General features: G+C 42.2%; 8 protein-coding genes. All 8 read right to left on the minus strand.

What is annotated here, in order from left to right; translation table 11 throughout:
* Positions 1–33 precede the first annotated feature (33 nt).
* The 8 genes from AB9P05_RS00120 to AB9P05_RS00155 all read right to left on the minus strand — a co-directional run bounded on the left by AB9P05_RS00120 (position 34) and on the right by AB9P05_RS00155 (position 17,119).
* The gene (locus tag AB9P05_RS00120; protein WP_371906785.1) at positions 34–4,467 is read right to left on the minus strand and encodes an amino acid adenylation domain-containing protein; all 4,434 of its coding nucleotides are present in this window, start codon (positions 4,465–4,467) and stop codon (positions 34–36) included.
* 52 nt (positions 4,468–4,519) lie between these two features.
* Positions 4,520–6,154: a cyclic peptide export ABC transporter gene (locus tag AB9P05_RS00125; protein WP_371906786.1), complete on the minus strand. Its 1,635-nt coding sequence runs from the start codon at positions 6,152–6,154 to the stop codon at positions 4,520–4,522.
* Between the two features lie 58 nt (positions 6,155–6,212).
* Entirely contained in the window at positions 6,213–6,959 is a 747-nt protein-coding gene (locus AB9P05_RS00130; RefSeq protein ID WP_371906787.1) for a thioesterase II family protein, read from the minus strand.
* 51 nt (positions 6,960–7,010) lie between these two features.
* Complete coding sequence (locus tag AB9P05_RS00135; protein WP_371906788.1) at positions 7,011–9,485, minus strand: ABC transporter permease; 2,475 nt, start codon at positions 9,483–9,485, stop codon at positions 7,011–7,013.
* Positions 9,486–9,711: 226 nt separating this feature from the next.
* Complete coding sequence (locus tag AB9P05_RS00140) at positions 9,712–10,281, minus strand: ankyrin repeat domain-containing protein (RefSeq protein ID WP_371906789.1); 570 nt, start codon at positions 10,279–10,281, stop codon at positions 9,712–9,714.
* A 24-nt stretch (positions 10,282–10,305) separates the two neighbouring features.
* On the minus strand, positions 10,306–11,433 hold the full coding sequence (locus AB9P05_RS00145) for an ankyrin repeat domain-containing protein (RefSeq protein ID WP_371906790.1): 1,128 nt from the start codon (positions 11,431–11,433) through the stop codon (positions 10,306–10,308).
* Between the two features lie 4 nt (positions 11,434–11,437).
* Positions 11,438–16,087, minus strand: coding sequence for an amino acid adenylation domain-containing protein (locus AB9P05_RS00150; protein WP_371906791.1), 4,650 nt, complete (start codon positions 16,085–16,087; stop codon positions 11,438–11,440).
* A gap of 60 nt (positions 16,088–16,147) precedes the next feature.
* On the minus strand, positions 16,148–17,119 hold the full coding sequence (locus tag AB9P05_RS00155) for a TauD/TfdA family dioxygenase (protein WP_371906792.1): 972 nt from the start codon (positions 17,117–17,119) through the stop codon (positions 16,148–16,150).
* Positions 17,120–17,143 lie beyond the last annotated feature (24 nt).

The following is a 17,143-nucleotide window of genomic DNA, read 5'->3' on the forward strand; positions in this document are numbered from 1 at the left end:
GTTTGCAAATTATTTTTCTGGCTATAATCCTTTTTAAAAGCCAAAGTCAATTTCAATTGAGTCATCCTGACTAACAGTTAAGGAAGTATCAATATTTGTGACAAATTCAACGTTACTATTAACTAACTGATCCAATATAGTCTGAAAGCGGATCATCAATACGTCAATGGTACTATGGTCATACTTCGTAGTATCATAGTTTAAAGTACACCGCAGACGTTTCTGGGTAATAGTGAATTCAATTAACACAGGTATGCGACTGAACAAAACACCAACCTCATAAGAGGTAAGGCGTAACCCGTCACTAATCAGAATATCATTATGGTCAAAGGCCGGATTCTGAAGTACCAGAATCGCATCAATCCTTAGGATGTTAAGCACTTCCTGCGGTATATCCTGGTACCTGTCTATCGTTAGCAGGTCATCCTGTACGCTTTGAAGCACCTTGTGTATGGACTGAGCGGCCCTCACCTTGGTCCGCAACGGAAGGGTTTTAGCAAACATTCCTATATGAGAATGAAGGCCAGAAACAGTTCTTCCCGAATTTATGGTGCCAAAGCATATATCTTCCATACCGGAAGTTTTGTGGATAAGTATATTGAAAGCTGCGGCTAGCAGGGTATGCAGGGTATAGTTGTGCTTTATTGCATACTGGTTTAGGCTCGAGAGTAATTTATCTCCTAAATCTAACGAATAGGTTGCATTTGTATGGCCTGTGGTCCCATCTATCTTATCAAATGCTATCAAAGGTGTCCAAGTATAACCTTTCAGATACTCCTGCCAAAAAGCAAGGGCGGAAGTCTTCTCTGCTTTAGCATACTTCAGGAGGTATTCTGTATAATCCCTGAACTGGAAGGCGAGCTTCTCATTATTGCAAACCTGCTTTTCGGTCAGGTTTCTGTAATAATTGACCATTGCCCTGTTCAGTACCTCCAGAGACCATGCATCCATAATGATATGGTGCGTAACAAATAACATAATTTGCCTGCCGGAAGGTGTGGTAAAGCAGCCTACTTTTAATAAGAGGTCTTTACTAAGGTCAAATGCCTGGTTTGAATAGTCCTTGAGAGCTTCATCAAGCCTAGCCTCATCTACCTGTATCGCATCCATGCTGAACTTTACTTGATTTGCAGGAAGGATGACCTGATGGGGAGCCCCTTCAACCTCTTTAAAGGAGGTACGCAGGATTTCAAATTTTTCGATAATCTTTTGAAATGCCTTTTCCAGAAGTCTTATATCAATGTCGCCGGTTATCTCATAAGCCATAAACATATTATAAGCTACAGACCTTTCGGACTTCAGGCTGGCAAGCCAAATGGCATACTGGGAAGGAGTGATGGAATAGTGGGACCTATCTTCTACGGGTGTGATTTTAACAGAATGTCCGGCCTTACCACTGTCCAGGAATGCGGCAAGGGAAGAAACGGTCGGATGGTCGAATAGTGCTTTTAGAGGCAACTTGTAGCCCAGGTTCCTTTCTATTACACCTGCTAATCTTAAGGCATTCAGGGAATGGCCGCCCAGCGAGAAGAAGTTAGCCTCCGTACCGATGTTGTCTTCTGTTTCCAGAATGTCACTGTAATAGCGGCAAAGCTTTATTTCCAGCGTAGAAACAGGCTTATTTTTTTGGGATTTTTGACGCTCGCTTATCACTTCATACTTCGCAAGGGCCTTCCGGTCTACTTTCTGGTTAGGGGTAAGAGGGTATGCTTCCAGCCGAACGATGTGCGCCGGAATCATGTACCCGGGGAGGGTTTTGCTGAGATTGCATTTAATAGAATCTGTGTCTATTTCTTCCTGGTCAGAAAGCACAAAAGCCACTAGGATAGCCTCTTGCTGCTGCTGTTTCCTCGCTACCACCACCGCTGTGGTAATGTGCTCTATTTGAGATAACCTAGCTTCCACTTCACCAAGTTCAATACGGTACCCTCTGATCTTTACCTGGTTATCGGTTCGCCCTTTAAAGATCAGTTCTCCAGTAGCCGACCACTGTCCTGCGTCACCGGTATGATAAACTAAGGAGTCCTCCCGGAATGGATTAGGTAAAAACCTTTCCGTAGTAAGGCCGGGGTTACGGAAATAACCTCTGGCCAATCCCTCCCCACCTATATAGATATGACCATCAACACCTGCTGGCAATAACTGCATATTACCGTCGAGTATATAAAAAGTGGTGTTATGAATAGGTTTACCGATATTAGAATGGTGGCCAGAAGAGGTAATATGTTTAACGCTTGACCAGATAGTAGTTTCGGTGGGGCCATACATATTCCATACCTCCCCGCAGTTTTCCAGAAGCAGCCTTACCAGGGGTTCGCTAAGCAAATCACCACCGCACAATATTTTCAAGTGTTTACCACCATTCCACCCGGAATTAAATAACATCTGATAAAAACTTGGGGTGGCCTGCATGGTGGTAGCCCCAATGCTTTGTATCTTTTCTGCCACGGCCACCGGATCGGACAGGAGATTAGAATCAGCTACATAAACAGCTCCACCGGCAATCAGGGGGGTAAAGAACTCCAGCAATGAAATATCAAAGGACTGGGTAGTGACGGAGAACAAATAATCTTCAGCGACTATGCCAGGTCGCTTCTGCATACTGAGGAGGAAATTAAGCAGGGAACGGTGCCCGACTTCTACCCCCTTTGGGTTACCGGTAGAACCTGAAGTGTAAATAATATAGGCTATATCATTTACAGAAGGGCTGAATGCTATATTACCATAAGTAGATGTATCTCCTGTCAATAGCTGCCCGGGGCTTATAAAGGTATATTCAGAGCCCCGTTCAGAGTGGTCCTCGGTAGTAATCACACAGCTAGCCTGACTATGGTCCAGTATATAATCGATACGTTCACGGGGAAAGCCAGGATCCAGTGGTATGAATGCATTTCCGGACCTTAGTATACCCAAAAGAATAGGAATAAGTTGTGCGGAGCGTGGCATTAATACAGCAATGGGTGCACCCTTGACCTCTAGCTTACCTGCAATGTACTTTGCAACCTGGGTAGATAACGTCAATAGGCCTTCATAGGTGTACGTATTGGTTTCATCTCTTACGGCTAATTTATGCGGGGACAGGCTGGCGTTTTTTTCTATTTCAGAAAGGAAAGTTTCATTTATACCAAAATCATATGACGTAGCATTGAAGGTGTGGATTAGTTGGTGAGTTTCCTCGGCCGTAATGTAATCGTAGTCGCTGAGCTTTTTACTACCGCATGCACATACCTGATCGAGCAACTGTCGAAAGTGTGTTACCACCTGACTAATAGCTTCTTCATCAAAATAGTTGGTATTGTAATCAAAGTCTATCTTAACATCCTCTGAAGCGTCAAACTCCCTGATATATAGCGCCAGGCCTACCCTTTCAGACTCGTGGGTCAGAGGGATAACCCTAGTTTTTGTGTGAGTAAAGTGATGGGCGTAGTCCTGCTTTTCATAGGATAGGGTAATGTCAAAGAGCCTGTTACTACCGCTGCCTAACTCCTGTATTAGCTTTCCGATAGGAAAACGCTGGTGCCGGTAGTCTTTTAGAAGCTGCTTTTTGATCTGTGATAATAACTCCTCAAGTGTCATATCAAAATCAAGTGAAATGCGCAGAGCGCTTACCCCCATAAATAGCCCAACTGTCTTTTTAAAGCTGTGATTGCTCCTGTTTAATACCGGCAGGCCAACAGCAAAATCGTTATTCTGATGTTTACGTCCGAAATAGATATATACTAAAGCTAGTATCACATGGAACGTATTGCTTTTATGCGCTTTGGCAACTTCAGCCAGCTTATCGTACACTTCGCGCTTTATGACAAGCTCTTTTCTTGCACTCCTATTTATCTGGCGATTAGGCTCTGCCTTTTGCAGTAACTGATCGGGCAGGGTACTGAATCTTTCCAGCCAATAGTCTTTATTTCTTTGGTAACTATCAGAATATAAATACTGCGCATCATCCTCAGCATAAGCTTGATAGGTGTAAGGATATTCTGAACTTACGGCCCCTTCCTCAATCAGTTCATTATAGTTGCTTACCAATCTCTGAAACATAAGGGAAGTACTCCAGCCATCGGTGATGATATGGTGGTAAACTGAGAACAGGTAGTGAAAATCGGGCCTCACCCTTACCAATACAAACCGGTAAAGCGGCTTGTCGTCAGTTAGATCAAAGGGTGTTTTAAACATTTCGCGCATCCTGGTATTTGCAGCATCATCAGCGCCGGGCAGTGTAGAAACGTCTAAAAATTCAAGCGGTGGTATTCCTTCTTCATGAATGTTAAAATGAACGCTATCCAGGTAAGCTTTTACTATACCTCTGTAGGCATCATGCTGACTGATAAGGACTTGATAGGCCTGATCTAACAGATCTACATTTACCGGACCTTCTATCGCTATTTTAGCCCCGATATTATAAATAGGTTCATCGGGAAATAGTAACTGCTCGAAATAAACGTCCTGCTGAGGAAGGGTAAGTTTCATAGCTCAAATAGGTAATATGGCCGGTAAATCAAACTCAATTATACCCTTAGTATTAGGCCCAAAGCGTTTCAGTGAGTTCGTGTCTGTTATCTACGTTTACATCTTTCACGATCTTACCGTAATCAAACTTGATGATACGGTCCGCCTGATGGAAGTAGGCATCGTCGTGAGTGACGGCAATAATAGTTTTTCCTTCTGCCTTTAACCTGGGGATCAATTCTTCGTAGAAATATTTTCTGAAATAAGGATCCTGGTCTGCTGCCCATTCATCCAGTATCAGAATAGGTTTCTTTTCCAGGAGAGCAAATATCATTGACATTCGCTTGCTCTGACCCTTAGAAAACCGCCTTCTGGCCGACTCTTCCTTATCATCGGTCACTATATGATCCAGCTCCATAGTTTTGAGCAGGTTGTTATACTTTTCATTCCCCTCAAGCTGGTAATCGTCATAGTTATGCGAAAATATATGATTATCAGTAAAAATAGCAGCTATAGAATCCTGGAGATCCTCATTGATATCTGTAATCTTTCGGTTATTAAGCAAGACCTCACCTTCGGTAGGTTCATAAAGGCCAGTCAGCACATTAACAAATGTACTTTTTCCAGACCCGTTACCCCCTACCACAAATACTACTTCACCACGCTTAACCTCAAGATTTACAGGGCCGAGTGCAAAAGTTTTTTCTGCCTTATCGGGAGTATAGGAAAAGCGAACATTGTCAAACTTCAAAGACTGAAAATCGACCTCCTTCTTTTCGGTCTCCGTATATTCCTTAATCTTAATCCTGAAATCCTTCCTAAAGACTTTCAGTCTTTTGTTGGCTACAAAAAACCGAGTATATACCTGTTGGAGATTGATTAGGTTATTTATAGGTCCGGATATAAACAGTATTACCACCACGTAGGCTATTACCCCTTCTCTATCTAGAAAGCCTATAGCAGGCATGCCGAACAAAATGGCGGCAATAACAAAATACAGTCCATACTGGCTGATCATATTGATGGAGAGGAAGACATAATTGACCCTGAAATCCAGCTTTTCCGAGGCGTCGCGGTTAGGCCCCAGGTACCGGCTCATAATATTGTTACGGCGGGATAAGCTCAGTTTTAGTTCTTTAAATCCTCCGAGGAGGTCATTTACATACTTATAGTACTTTTCGTTATACTTTCTGAGTATGGCCACTTGTCCGGCCATGGAACGCATGACCAATAAATAGCAGCCTGCCACCAGGACAATAAGTAAAATCACGATACCAGCTGCAGCAGAGGACAGGGTAAACATATAGACGATACCAAGCACCAGCATAAGGACCGAGCTCACAGTATGAGTTACCGTATACGGAAGTTGCGAAAATAACCTAAGGTCTTCCATAGCCGTATAAAAGCGTTGGTTACCAAATCTTTCCAAAACTTCGAGCGGGGAGTTCAGTATCTGGTTAAAGAGGCTTTTCTCATTTTTATACAGAATCCTGTAGGCATATTCATTAAGCTTCTTCTGAAAGGTAATATTCAGCAGGTAGGCATAGATTACCAAAGATAAAAACACGATTATCATGTAATCATGCAGGAAATTATCGTTACCGGCAAGTGTATTATTTATTATATGTATAATTCCAAAACTTAAAAAAGTATTCGGAATTGCATATAATAGTAAAACAACAATTTCCTTAAGTTTAATACGAAACATAATGAATTATTATTAAACGTTAATAGGCTATTATCTAGATATACAAACGACAGTACGTTTAGAAGCAGTTCATGATGTACCGCGCCATTTTTTCCGGGTGATCCTGAATGAAGAAGTGTTTACCGGAAAGTATATCTTCTTTAAGCGGCTGTGTAGTGAAGTTTAACCAGTTTGATATCTCACTACTATAGGTTTCTTCGGAACCCATCAAGGCTAGTATCGGAGTATTGATTTTGAATTCCGGTACGGTTTCATCTTTTTCAAGTAATTCAAAATCAGCGCGCATGATGGGGCTAAAGAAACTGAACAGTTCCTCGTCTTTCAACACCTCTTCCGGAACCCCACCAAGCCTTCTAAGCTCATCCTTAAAATCGATATCGTCCAAAAGGTACCTCGGTTTCGGAAGTTTTTTCTTTACACCGGGGCCGGGATTGCCGGAAACTACCAAGTGAACTGGGGCATCACCCGAGAGCTCCATTTGCCTGGTTACGTTTAGTCCCAGTGTAGCTCCCATGCTATGTCCGTATATGACATAGGGTTTACCGTTTCTTTTGGCCTTGATCTGGTTTACATAGTCAGCTATTACCAGCGGTTTATCCTTTATGAGCTTTTCATGTAGTCTTCTGCCTCTTCCCGGGATTTCCAGGGCATGAAAGCTAATATCATTATATATGTACTTCTTAAGAAACTCAAAAGAAAAACAACTTCCTCCGGCAAAATGCAATAGGAATAGCTGACACCCTTTTCCTATAAATTTATATCGGCTTACCTTTTCGTCATGCTCCAGGCCTGGTTGGGTAGTCATTTAAGTTTAGCTTTCTTTAGAGGTTACGTTATTTATGAAGAAATTGCCGGTCTACTCGCTTTTTACGCTGTCTACAGGGTCTGCTACAGCTGCCTTGACGGACTGCCAGCTCACAGTAAGCCAGGCTATGCCGAGAGAAAAGAAGCCGGCAATAATAAAGATACCCGCTCCTATCTGAATCCTATTAGCATAAGAGTTCAACCAATCATCCATCAGGAAATAGGCAACCGGTATTGCCAGCGCAATAGAAAGCAGTATAAGCTTTATAAAGTCACGGGATAATAATAATACTATACTGGTAACTGAAGCACCCAGCACTTTTCGGATACCTATCTCTTTTGTTCTCTGCTGGGCTGTAAAAGCCGAAAGCCCTAATAAACCGAGACCACCAATAAAGAAGGCTAGAACAGCAAATACCTGAACTATCTTACTAAAACGTTTATCATTCTGGTATTGACGATTAAAATAGTCGTCCAGAAAGAAGTAGGAAAAGGGATTGCCAGGAAATACTTTTCTCCAGGTATCTTCTACATAAGCCAGCGTCTGGGGCAGGTTTTCTTCCTTTACTTTTAGCGTGTAATATTCCGACAGGAAGGATGATACACTGAATACAAGAGGTTCGACAGATTCTTTTAATGAAGATTGATGGAAGTCATTTACTACTCCGACCACAATCATAGGATAATTTTGTCCGCCGGCTGACAGTACTATCGTTTCACCGGCAGCAGCCTTGGCTGATTCAAAACCAAGTAGCTTGGCGGCAGACTCATTCAGTATAAGAGAAGTATCCATGTCATTAGAGTACTTTTCAGAAAACGTACGCCCTGCCAGTACATCTATTTCAAACATTTCGAAATAGTTAAAGTCAACTCCGTTTACTCTGACTGGTTGCATTTCGTCCTCTGAAGCACCATACTTTCTTAGGTTTACCTTGAAGTTTCTCGGATTACCCATGACAAAGTTTACCCCAGATACGTTCTCGATTGCTGAGTTTCGCAGCAGCTCTGTTTTAAACTGATCCATACTATTTTCCTGGGCTGCCCAGTCGCGTGGTCTGACACTTGGGCGCTCAAGTACAAGGGTCCTTTCCATATTAAAGCCCAGGTCTTTTTCCAGAACAAATTGCATTTGTTGGTATACAATAGCCGTACCCGCCACAAGTACAATGGCGGCTGCAAACTGGAAGACCACCAGACCTTGACGAAGTCGAATACCATGTTTGGACTTTGTTAAGGCTCCTTTAAGTACTGAAGTTGGCTTGAATGAAGAAAGTACAAGTGCAGGATATAGCCCGGATAGGATAGTACCTATCAAAAGCAGACCGAAAATCAGCAGGTACAACCATCCTTGGCCCCAAAATTCACCATACGAAAACCCTAACCCTGTTAATTCATTAAACAAAGGCAAAACTAAATTCATCAGTATTATAGAAACTATTATGGCAAAGAAATTAATGAGCAGTGATTCAAATAAAAACTGTTTGACAAGCTGAGTTTTAATCGCTCCTATAGCCTTTCTTACACCCACTTCCCTGCTACGTTCCATCGCGCGGGCGGTAGAAAGATTTATATAATTTATATAGGCTATTATAAGAATGAATATGCCGATAAGGAGAGATATATAGACAACTTTTGCATTACCATTTGCTTCAGCCTCCTCTACCAGGTCGGAGTATAAGTGAATATCTTCTAACGGCTGAAGTACAAATTCGTCTCTACGCTGCCTTTCTTCCAAGCCGGGGCTGTACTTATTAATGATATCGGAAAATTTAGTAGCCAAATAAGCCGGGTCAGTACCTTCTTCTACCAATATATAAGTGTAAAAATCCTTACGATCCCATGTGAGGTCATAACGCTCACGGGCCCAGTCGCCCCTCGAATACAATGTCTGGTAAGAGAACAACACATCAAACTTCAAATGAGAGTTTTGAGGGATATCCTTAAAGACGCCAGTAACCATGCATGACTCATCGTTAAAATCATCATCGCGCAGGCGTAGCACTTGACCAATCGGATCTTCATCCCCGAAAAATTTTTTAGCATAGCTTTCAGACACTACAGCTGTTTTAGGTTTAGCCAGTGCAGCTTCTGGATCTCCTTTAATAAGAGGGAAGGAAAAGACATTGAAAAAGGATGAATCTGCATATAGAAATTTATCCATCTTAAACTTAATCGGCCCATTTGGAGCGTCTTCATTAGAGATAATGATATTGTTTTTGAAGCCCATGTTATACAATCGTGTATAATTCAGTACTTCAGGTATTTCTTCTTTAAGGGCAGGACCTGCGCCCGGATAATTTTCAGCACTCGCAAGACTTAATTCACCATTACGATACTGGTTTAATTGCACTCTGTATATCTGTTCTGCATTTTCATGAAACCGATCGTAACTTAGTTCAAAGTAAACATATTGGGCGATCAGAAGAAAGCCTGCTATTCCCACGGCAAGACCAAAAATATTGATTAATGAATAAAATTTGTTTTTGCCCAGATTACGAATGGCTGACCTAAAATAATTTCTAATCATTTTGAATTAAGTTTAAGGACAAATTTAATGGCTTGAATGATGTATTGTCTTTTTTTTACTAACAGTCACATACAAAACTACACTAATAAGGCTGTAAACCTCATTAATTACTATGATAACTTGTTAAAAAAAGTTAAGACAGGTTAGATTCATAAAATGGCTCTCAGTCGGACATGGAATTAGTGGCCAGCATTAGAGTCCTGGCTCTGTTTCATGCCACAAACTATTAGTAATTACCTTTGGAAATTTCTTTCTGTTTAAGAAGAAATGCTACAACATGCTTTTGTTCGTTACTTGACGCAAGGGAAAGTGCATTTCCGACATCTGTAACGGTTATATTTATATCTGCCCCATGTTTTACTAAAAACTTTACGAAATCCAGATGCCCTCTGGCAGAAGCTGCCATCAATGGAGTCTGCTCTTCTTCTGAATGGTGATTAACTTCTGCGCCTTTCTCGAGCAGTAGTCTTCCTATAGGAAGATTACCAGTCTGAGCTGCGAGGGTTAAAGGAGAGAGGATTCCCCCAACACGGACTTTTCCTCCCTTCGGAAGTGGGTAACTTACCACTAAATACTCTGAGCAGTTAGGGTCTGCTTCAATGCTTAGCAAGGCATTAACCGATTGAATATCTTCTTTTAAGACGGCTTCAAGTAATTGGTGGCATGTCGTCTCATCGCTTTCAGAATGTTCGGCGAAGGTAAAAGCACTAAGGCAACATAGTACTAATACGAATCTTATAGCGTACTTAAAATCTGATACCAGAGATGTGGAAGTATGGTCTTTAGTCTTTTTCATAGATCTTGCAATTTAAGGATTCTCTTACTCTATACCTGCATATTCATATATAAGTGTTTGGATAGTGGTATTTGAAAACTTTTTGGCAATTTCGGCAGGAGTGTCACCATCCATGGAAACAAGACGAATATCAGCACCATTTTCCAGTAATAACCTTACAACGGATTCTTCGTTGCTTTTTATTGCCCTAATAAGAGCAGAACTAGTACCATCTGCAGATGCATTTACATCAGCTCCTTCATTGATAAGATAGCGTACGACATCTATATTCCCCTCCACGGCCGAGACGGAAAGCGGGGTGCCAATTCCATTCACCTGCGCATTTACATCTGCACCATTTTTAATCAGGTAATCGGCGACTTGCAAATGATTGTTTTTAGCAGCTTCAATCAAGGCTGTGCCGACACCATCTATTTTTGTGTTTATATCGGCTCCTTTATTTAAAAGCATTTTAGTCATTTCTATATGGCCTATCATTGCTGATACTGAAAGCGGTGTACCTACACCATCTACACTTTTATCAATAGCCGCACCTTTTTCTAAAAGGTACTCGACAGATTGCCGTCTGTTATTTTCAGAAGCTACAATCAAAGGAGTCCCTTTACCATCTGCATAAGCATTTATATCAGCTCCTTTGTCTAATAGGAACTTCATTATGTCAATATGCCCACCCGAAGAGGCGTAAACTAAAGCTGTACCTCTGCCATCCAGCTCCAGATCTACCGTAGCGCCATGCTTTATCAGTAATTTGACAAACTCAATATGACCATACTGTGAGGCCGCCATCAGAGGAGTCTCTGCACCCGGAGGGTTTAAATTTACATTCGCCCCATTTTCCAATAAAACCTCTCCAATTTGTAAGTAGCCTTTCCGCGCCGCTGCTAAAACAGGGTTACGCGTCGGTTTTTCAATAGTGATGCGCTTACCCTCCTTATCCAGGCAATGGCAATTCAGGTCTGTATTATTTATAAAGCTCTTTACTAAAACCAGATCGTTTCTGTCAATGGCAGTCAATAACTCTTTACAGCCTGAATTAGAGTCTGCGGCAAAAGCAAAAACAGGTGTTAGCAAAATGGCAATTAGCATAATTATATTTAGGCTAATTGAAAAGTAATAATGGGAATAATGATTATTCATTGTATGTAATTTCATAATTTCAGTTATTTAGTGTTGTCTCAAACAAATCATTAAGGCAATTATTTATATAAAAACTAACAAGATTACGATCAAGCATCGTATCGTATATAGACTTGGGGCATAATAGGTTAACTTTTAGACCATCCTTATAAAGATCACATATAATAACTACCCCGTATACATCGGTCCTATTAAGCAGTTCAATACTTTGGGCTGCTCCCTTTCTATCGTCCTCATGATTAAGAAGAATATTTTCTACAGTTCGGAAATTAAAAAAACCATTTATGACTGTACTTAGATCATATCTGGTAGCCTCCCTGTAGTCTTGTCGAATGACTTCATATGGTATTCGCTGATGTAATCTTAAATCCAGGTATTTTTTATAAATGCTGCGAACGTACTCTTCTCCGCTACGGATTTTTTTACCATTGTAGATGACTGGTAAAAAATTAGTCGTAACGCCTGACACATCTTCCGGCAAAGAACCTTCTGAATTTTCTTCTCTCCCGTTAACGGTGACCATATGAACTGACTTTCCATCCAGATCAAGCTTATGCATAAATAACTGGTATGCCGCGAGGAATACAGATGATACTGGTAAGTTCATCGCCTTAACACTCTCGATAATATCACTTAACCGATCCTGTCCAAGGGTTATTTTCTGAGATACATATTCTACCTTGTCTTCAGTTTGCTCGGAGGCAGCTTTAGGAGAAACATTACTTAAGTATCGCTTCCACCATTCTCTTTGCTTTATCCCCTTAACAGACTGTAGAAAAGCCTCCTGTCTGAGGGCAAATTCAAAGTTAGAAGGACTAGTGCGGTCAGTTTCCTGTGCATATAGCTCATACTCAAGTGAGTGAACAAGGGTCTTATATGTTTCAATATCAGTAATACCATGAGCAATAGAAAACTTAAAATAAGCTTTGTCACGATTTTGTGAATCTGGGGCTACGTAGGCTCTTATCAGAGCACTATTATCAAAATAGTTATAACTTTCTCTCAGGTAGCTATCTGACTGAGCATGAAACTTATCTGGATTAAAGTCTGTCAAGTTCTCAACATGTATATCAACATTTAACCGGTTCTTTCCCAGGTATTTCTGTTGGATCCCCTGATCATCCTTTAGAAAAGAAACAAGAAATGACCTATAGGTTGCGAGCTTCGCTCTCAGTGCTTTTTCAAATGCTTCGGCAGAGGTCCAATCTATATAAATAAGATGGGAAAGGATGAGATCCCACGGACGGTTGATAAAATAAAGCTGATTATAGGAGACAGGGTATAGCTTACCTTCTTCCAAATCAAATTTTGCCGGTATATCCTCGGACTGCTCAATATTTACCTTTTCATCAATCGTAATTTTTAAGGCAAGATCCTGGAGTACCGGATGTTCTACAATATCGGTCACCGACATACTAAATCCCGCCTGCTTCACTTTATGAATAACCTGTATAGACTTTAGAGAGTCGCCCCCCAGGTTATAGAAATTGTCCATTATGCCAATGGGGTCCTTACCTAAAATAGTTTCCCATGCCGCAACCAGCACTTTTTCTTCTTGGCTTTCAGGAGCTACGTATCCCGGTCTATTACTACCAGCTTTTTCCGGATCGGGTAATGCTTTGCGGTCTATTTTACCGTTAGGGGTTAGTGGGAGCTTTTCCATCACTACATAGACCCTGGGCATCATGTATTCCGGTAGCTTCCTCGCGATTGATTGCTGAAGTAGCTCTATATCAGTTTCATTACTGGTCACAAGATATGCCACAAGTTGTCTGCCCCCTTGCTTATCGATCCGGGCTTCCACAGCTACGTCATTTATACCGGGTTCCGCAGATAGCACTGTTTCTATCTCACCAAGTTCAATTCTATAGCCTCTCACTTTGACCTGGGTGTCTTCTCTGCCCTGGTAGTCTAGTTGGCCTAAAGGTAGCCAGCGTCCTGTATCACCCGTTTTGTAAAGGCGTTCGCCCCAAGGGCTTTTGACAAATTTTTCAGCAGTGAGATCGGCCCGGTTCAAGTAGCCTTTGGACAGACCCTCCCCGCCTATACAGATTTCACCGGTGACCCCGAAAGGTGCCAGCCGGTCCTCATCATTAAGAATATAAATGCGGGTATTGGCAATAGGTTTGCCGATATAAATCTCTTTTTCGTTTTGCCCTACTTCATACACGGCGCATCCTATGGTGGCTTCGGTAGGACCGTACTCATTGTATATTTTAATAAACGGATTTAGGCTTCGGAGTATCTTCACATGCGAAGGTTTGAGTTCCTCCCCTCCTACTATGGCTATTTGCAGATAGATATTTTCGCCATCCATACCCTTCATCATGGTGATATGAGAAGGGGTCAACTTTATACACGCTAGGCCTCCGGATAAGTACTGGCTTAGGGTTGCATAGATATCACTGTTTTCTTCGAGCACCTTCAGGGTACCACCGCTTATCAGTGGCAGGAACATACTGGTGATAGTGAGGTCAAATGAGGGAGAGGTAAACATCCCAAAATTTGTATTATCCAGATCAGGGGTCAGATAGTGGTCCCGAGCCCATACTATGTAGTTGGCAAATGAGGTATGCCCGATCTGTACTCCTTTAGGTTTACCTGTAGAGCCAGATGTGTAAATTACATAAGCTAGATCCGGAGCGTGGGGTAAGGATACCCGGGTTTCATACTGGCTGGCATCGAATTCGACATCTATGGCAAAGATGGTACCGCTATAATAGTCCATCTCAAACATAAAGCTGGTATCTGTTATTACCAGGCTTATGTTGGCATCTTCACAAATATACTGCTTACGGTCGGCGGGGTACGCTACATCTACTGGCACATATCCTGCTCCGGCTTTAAGTATACCTAATACGGCAATGATATAATCAGGACTGCGATTCAGGTGTATGCCTATAAAATGTCCAGCCGCTATATTATGTTCTTTCTGAAGGCAGTTTGCCAACTGACCTGACTGTTGCTCCAGTTCTTTATAAGTAAGCTGCTTACCATCAAAACTAACGGCCACTGCATCGGGATGCAAAACAGCCTGCTCTGCAAACAGATCAATCACTGTTTTATCAGGATAAGCTTTTTCTGTTTTGTTTAATGCTGTAAGCTGCTCTTTTTCTTCATCCAGCAACAGATCTGCTTCGGCTACCGGAGCAGAAGTATCTGCCATAAGGCTGTCGAGTAGCTCCCTATAATGTCGCAGGAATGCTTCTATTATATGTAGCTCATAAACATCGGTATTATAAACAGCCAATATATCCACACCCCCGCTCACTTCGGTCAGGTGAAGCTCTATATCGAATTTGATATAGCCAGTTCCGAGGTCGCTCACTTCGTCTGATTCAAACCTTTTGTTACCGCCGGACACTCCATGATAGTCGATCAGAATATCAAATAGCGCACTCCGGCTGTTGTCACGCTGAAGGTCCAAGTCTTCTACAAGGCGGTCAAAAGGATAAACCTGATGGTCATAGGCTCGAAGTGCAGATGCTTTCACACTTTTATACACTTCAGCAAAACTTTCGGCCGGGTTGAGATTATGGCGAAGGGGAAGCGGATTAATATAAAAGCCGATCTGGTCTTCCAGGTCTATGTGATTGCGTCCCGCTACCGGATTTCCGATAGTAATATCGGTATGGCCGGTATACCGGTACAGCAATATGTTCCATACAGCCAGCAGGCCGGTAAACAGACTACCGCCATGTTCAGAAGTCATACTACGGAGTCCTGAAATAAGCCCGGCAGGTATATGATATCCCAGGTTCCGGCCATTATAAGTTTTTATGGCAGGGCGCTGAGTATAGGCCGGAAGGTCCAGTGTGGGTCCAGGCTCTTTAAATTGGTTATTCCAATAATCACGGTGCTGTTTGTAGTGGTCACTTTCGAGTTGCTTGCTCTGCCATGCAGTGTAATCTTTGTATTGAATAGCAAGGGGTTGGAGTACAGGCTCCTGACCGTTACTAAAGGCCTGATAGCACTGCATGACGTCACGGCTAAGAATATCCATGCTCCAGCCATCACTGATGATGTGGTGCATATTGTAGTAGAACGTATAGCGGTGTTCATCCAGACGAAGTAAGGCTGCACGAAGCAGTGGGCCTTCGGCGAGGTTAAAAGGCCTGGTTACATCTGCTGAGACAAAGGCAGACAATCTTGCCTGACTATCACTTTTTCCCCGCAGATCTTCATACGTAATAGTAAATCCAAGTTCTTCAGTGGTAAGAACGTACTGTCTTATTTCCCCTTCATTATTTATCCTGAAGACGGTCCGCAGGATCTCATGCCGGGCAATAGTGTAATGAACGGCTTTTTCGAAGCTTTCACGGTCTTCAAGCCCGTCCATAGTTATGGTTTTAGGCATATTATAAGCGACAGAGGCCTCTTCTACCTGGCTTGCGACGTAGAGGCGGGTCTGAGCATTACTCAGGGGGTAGCTGGAAGCTGAGGGAATCTGCCTGATTTCACTTATACCAGCCTCTGAAACGGCTTTCAGGTCGTTTTCTATAAAATCAATAAGCTCTGCCTTGTAGTCCCTGATCAGGCTCATGAGGTCAGCAGGAATAGTCGCATTCTTTTCCTTCCTGACTCCCAATTTTCCCTGTTCTACAAACAGTTTTACCCCATTTGCCTTTGCACTTTGAATAATATCTAAAACCGTAATAGTATCCTGCATCTCTTTATTCAGTAGGGTTTACCTTTTTCAATAGTGGGTTAAATGAACCTGAAACGCTTTTCAGAAAAGTGAGGCGAGTATTTTACGTTTACCGTCGTAGGCATTCCGTCCATGTGAAACGAGTAGGTTGTCAAGAAAAAGAACATCGCCTTTTTTCCAGGTAAACTGAATGGTGGCTTTTTTATAGGCCATGGTCAGCTCTTCCATTTCTTCTTTGGATATTTCACTACCGTCACCAAAATAGGAGTTGTAGGGAAGACGATCCGATAATTCGGTGGCCCCGAACTCACTCTCAAAGGTATATTTGTTGTAGAAGAAGGCGTGGTTGTACCAGGTCTGCTCCTTTTTGAAGGGATGTTCCCAAATGGCTTTTTTTACCCATGTCATCTGAAGGTTATCATCGTCCTTCCAGGTATAGGTCATACCGGTTTCTTCACATTCAGCCTCCACTACCTTACGATCAGTAGTTTGAAATACCTCCTGCCAGGGTAACCCTGCATTTTTATCCAGGTTTCTCATGTACATGACCCCCTTTTCCTGGAATTTTTTGCGGGTTTCTTCGCTCAGGTTCTGTAAGATCATTCTATTATCAGCAATAGGCGTTTCACCACCTACTGACGGGGGCTGAATACAGCAGAAAATCACACACTGCACATCGCGGTAAGGTGTATATGACGCCTCGCTGTGCATATTAATTACCGATTCTTTTGGGTAAGAGGTACTAGTATATACGTTTTTACCTACGGTGAACCGGGGTGAGGATCTGAATTTATACTCACGGGTTTCAGACTTGAAAATATCGCTCACCTTTTCAAATTTGGAGACGGTATTTACTCTAAAACCACGAAATAATATGGCTCCGTTAGTATGAAGCATATTGTCAAACTCTTCCTTATTATCATTGATCCACTTTACCAGGTCTTTCTCACCTTCAGGCTTTTTGATCAATAAAAAATCAGGAGGAGTGCCGGGAGAGGGGTAATAAAACCCCTCCAGTTCTGCCGCAGCAGATATTGTATTAGTAGTATCCATAATATTTTTTACTAGCGGTTAAAC

Origin of the sequence: Roseivirga sp. BDSF3-8 (genome assembly GCF_041449215.1) — a bacterium.
Classification (GTDB): Bacteria; Bacteroidota; Bacteroidia; order Cytophagales; family Cyclobacteriaceae; genus JBGNFV01.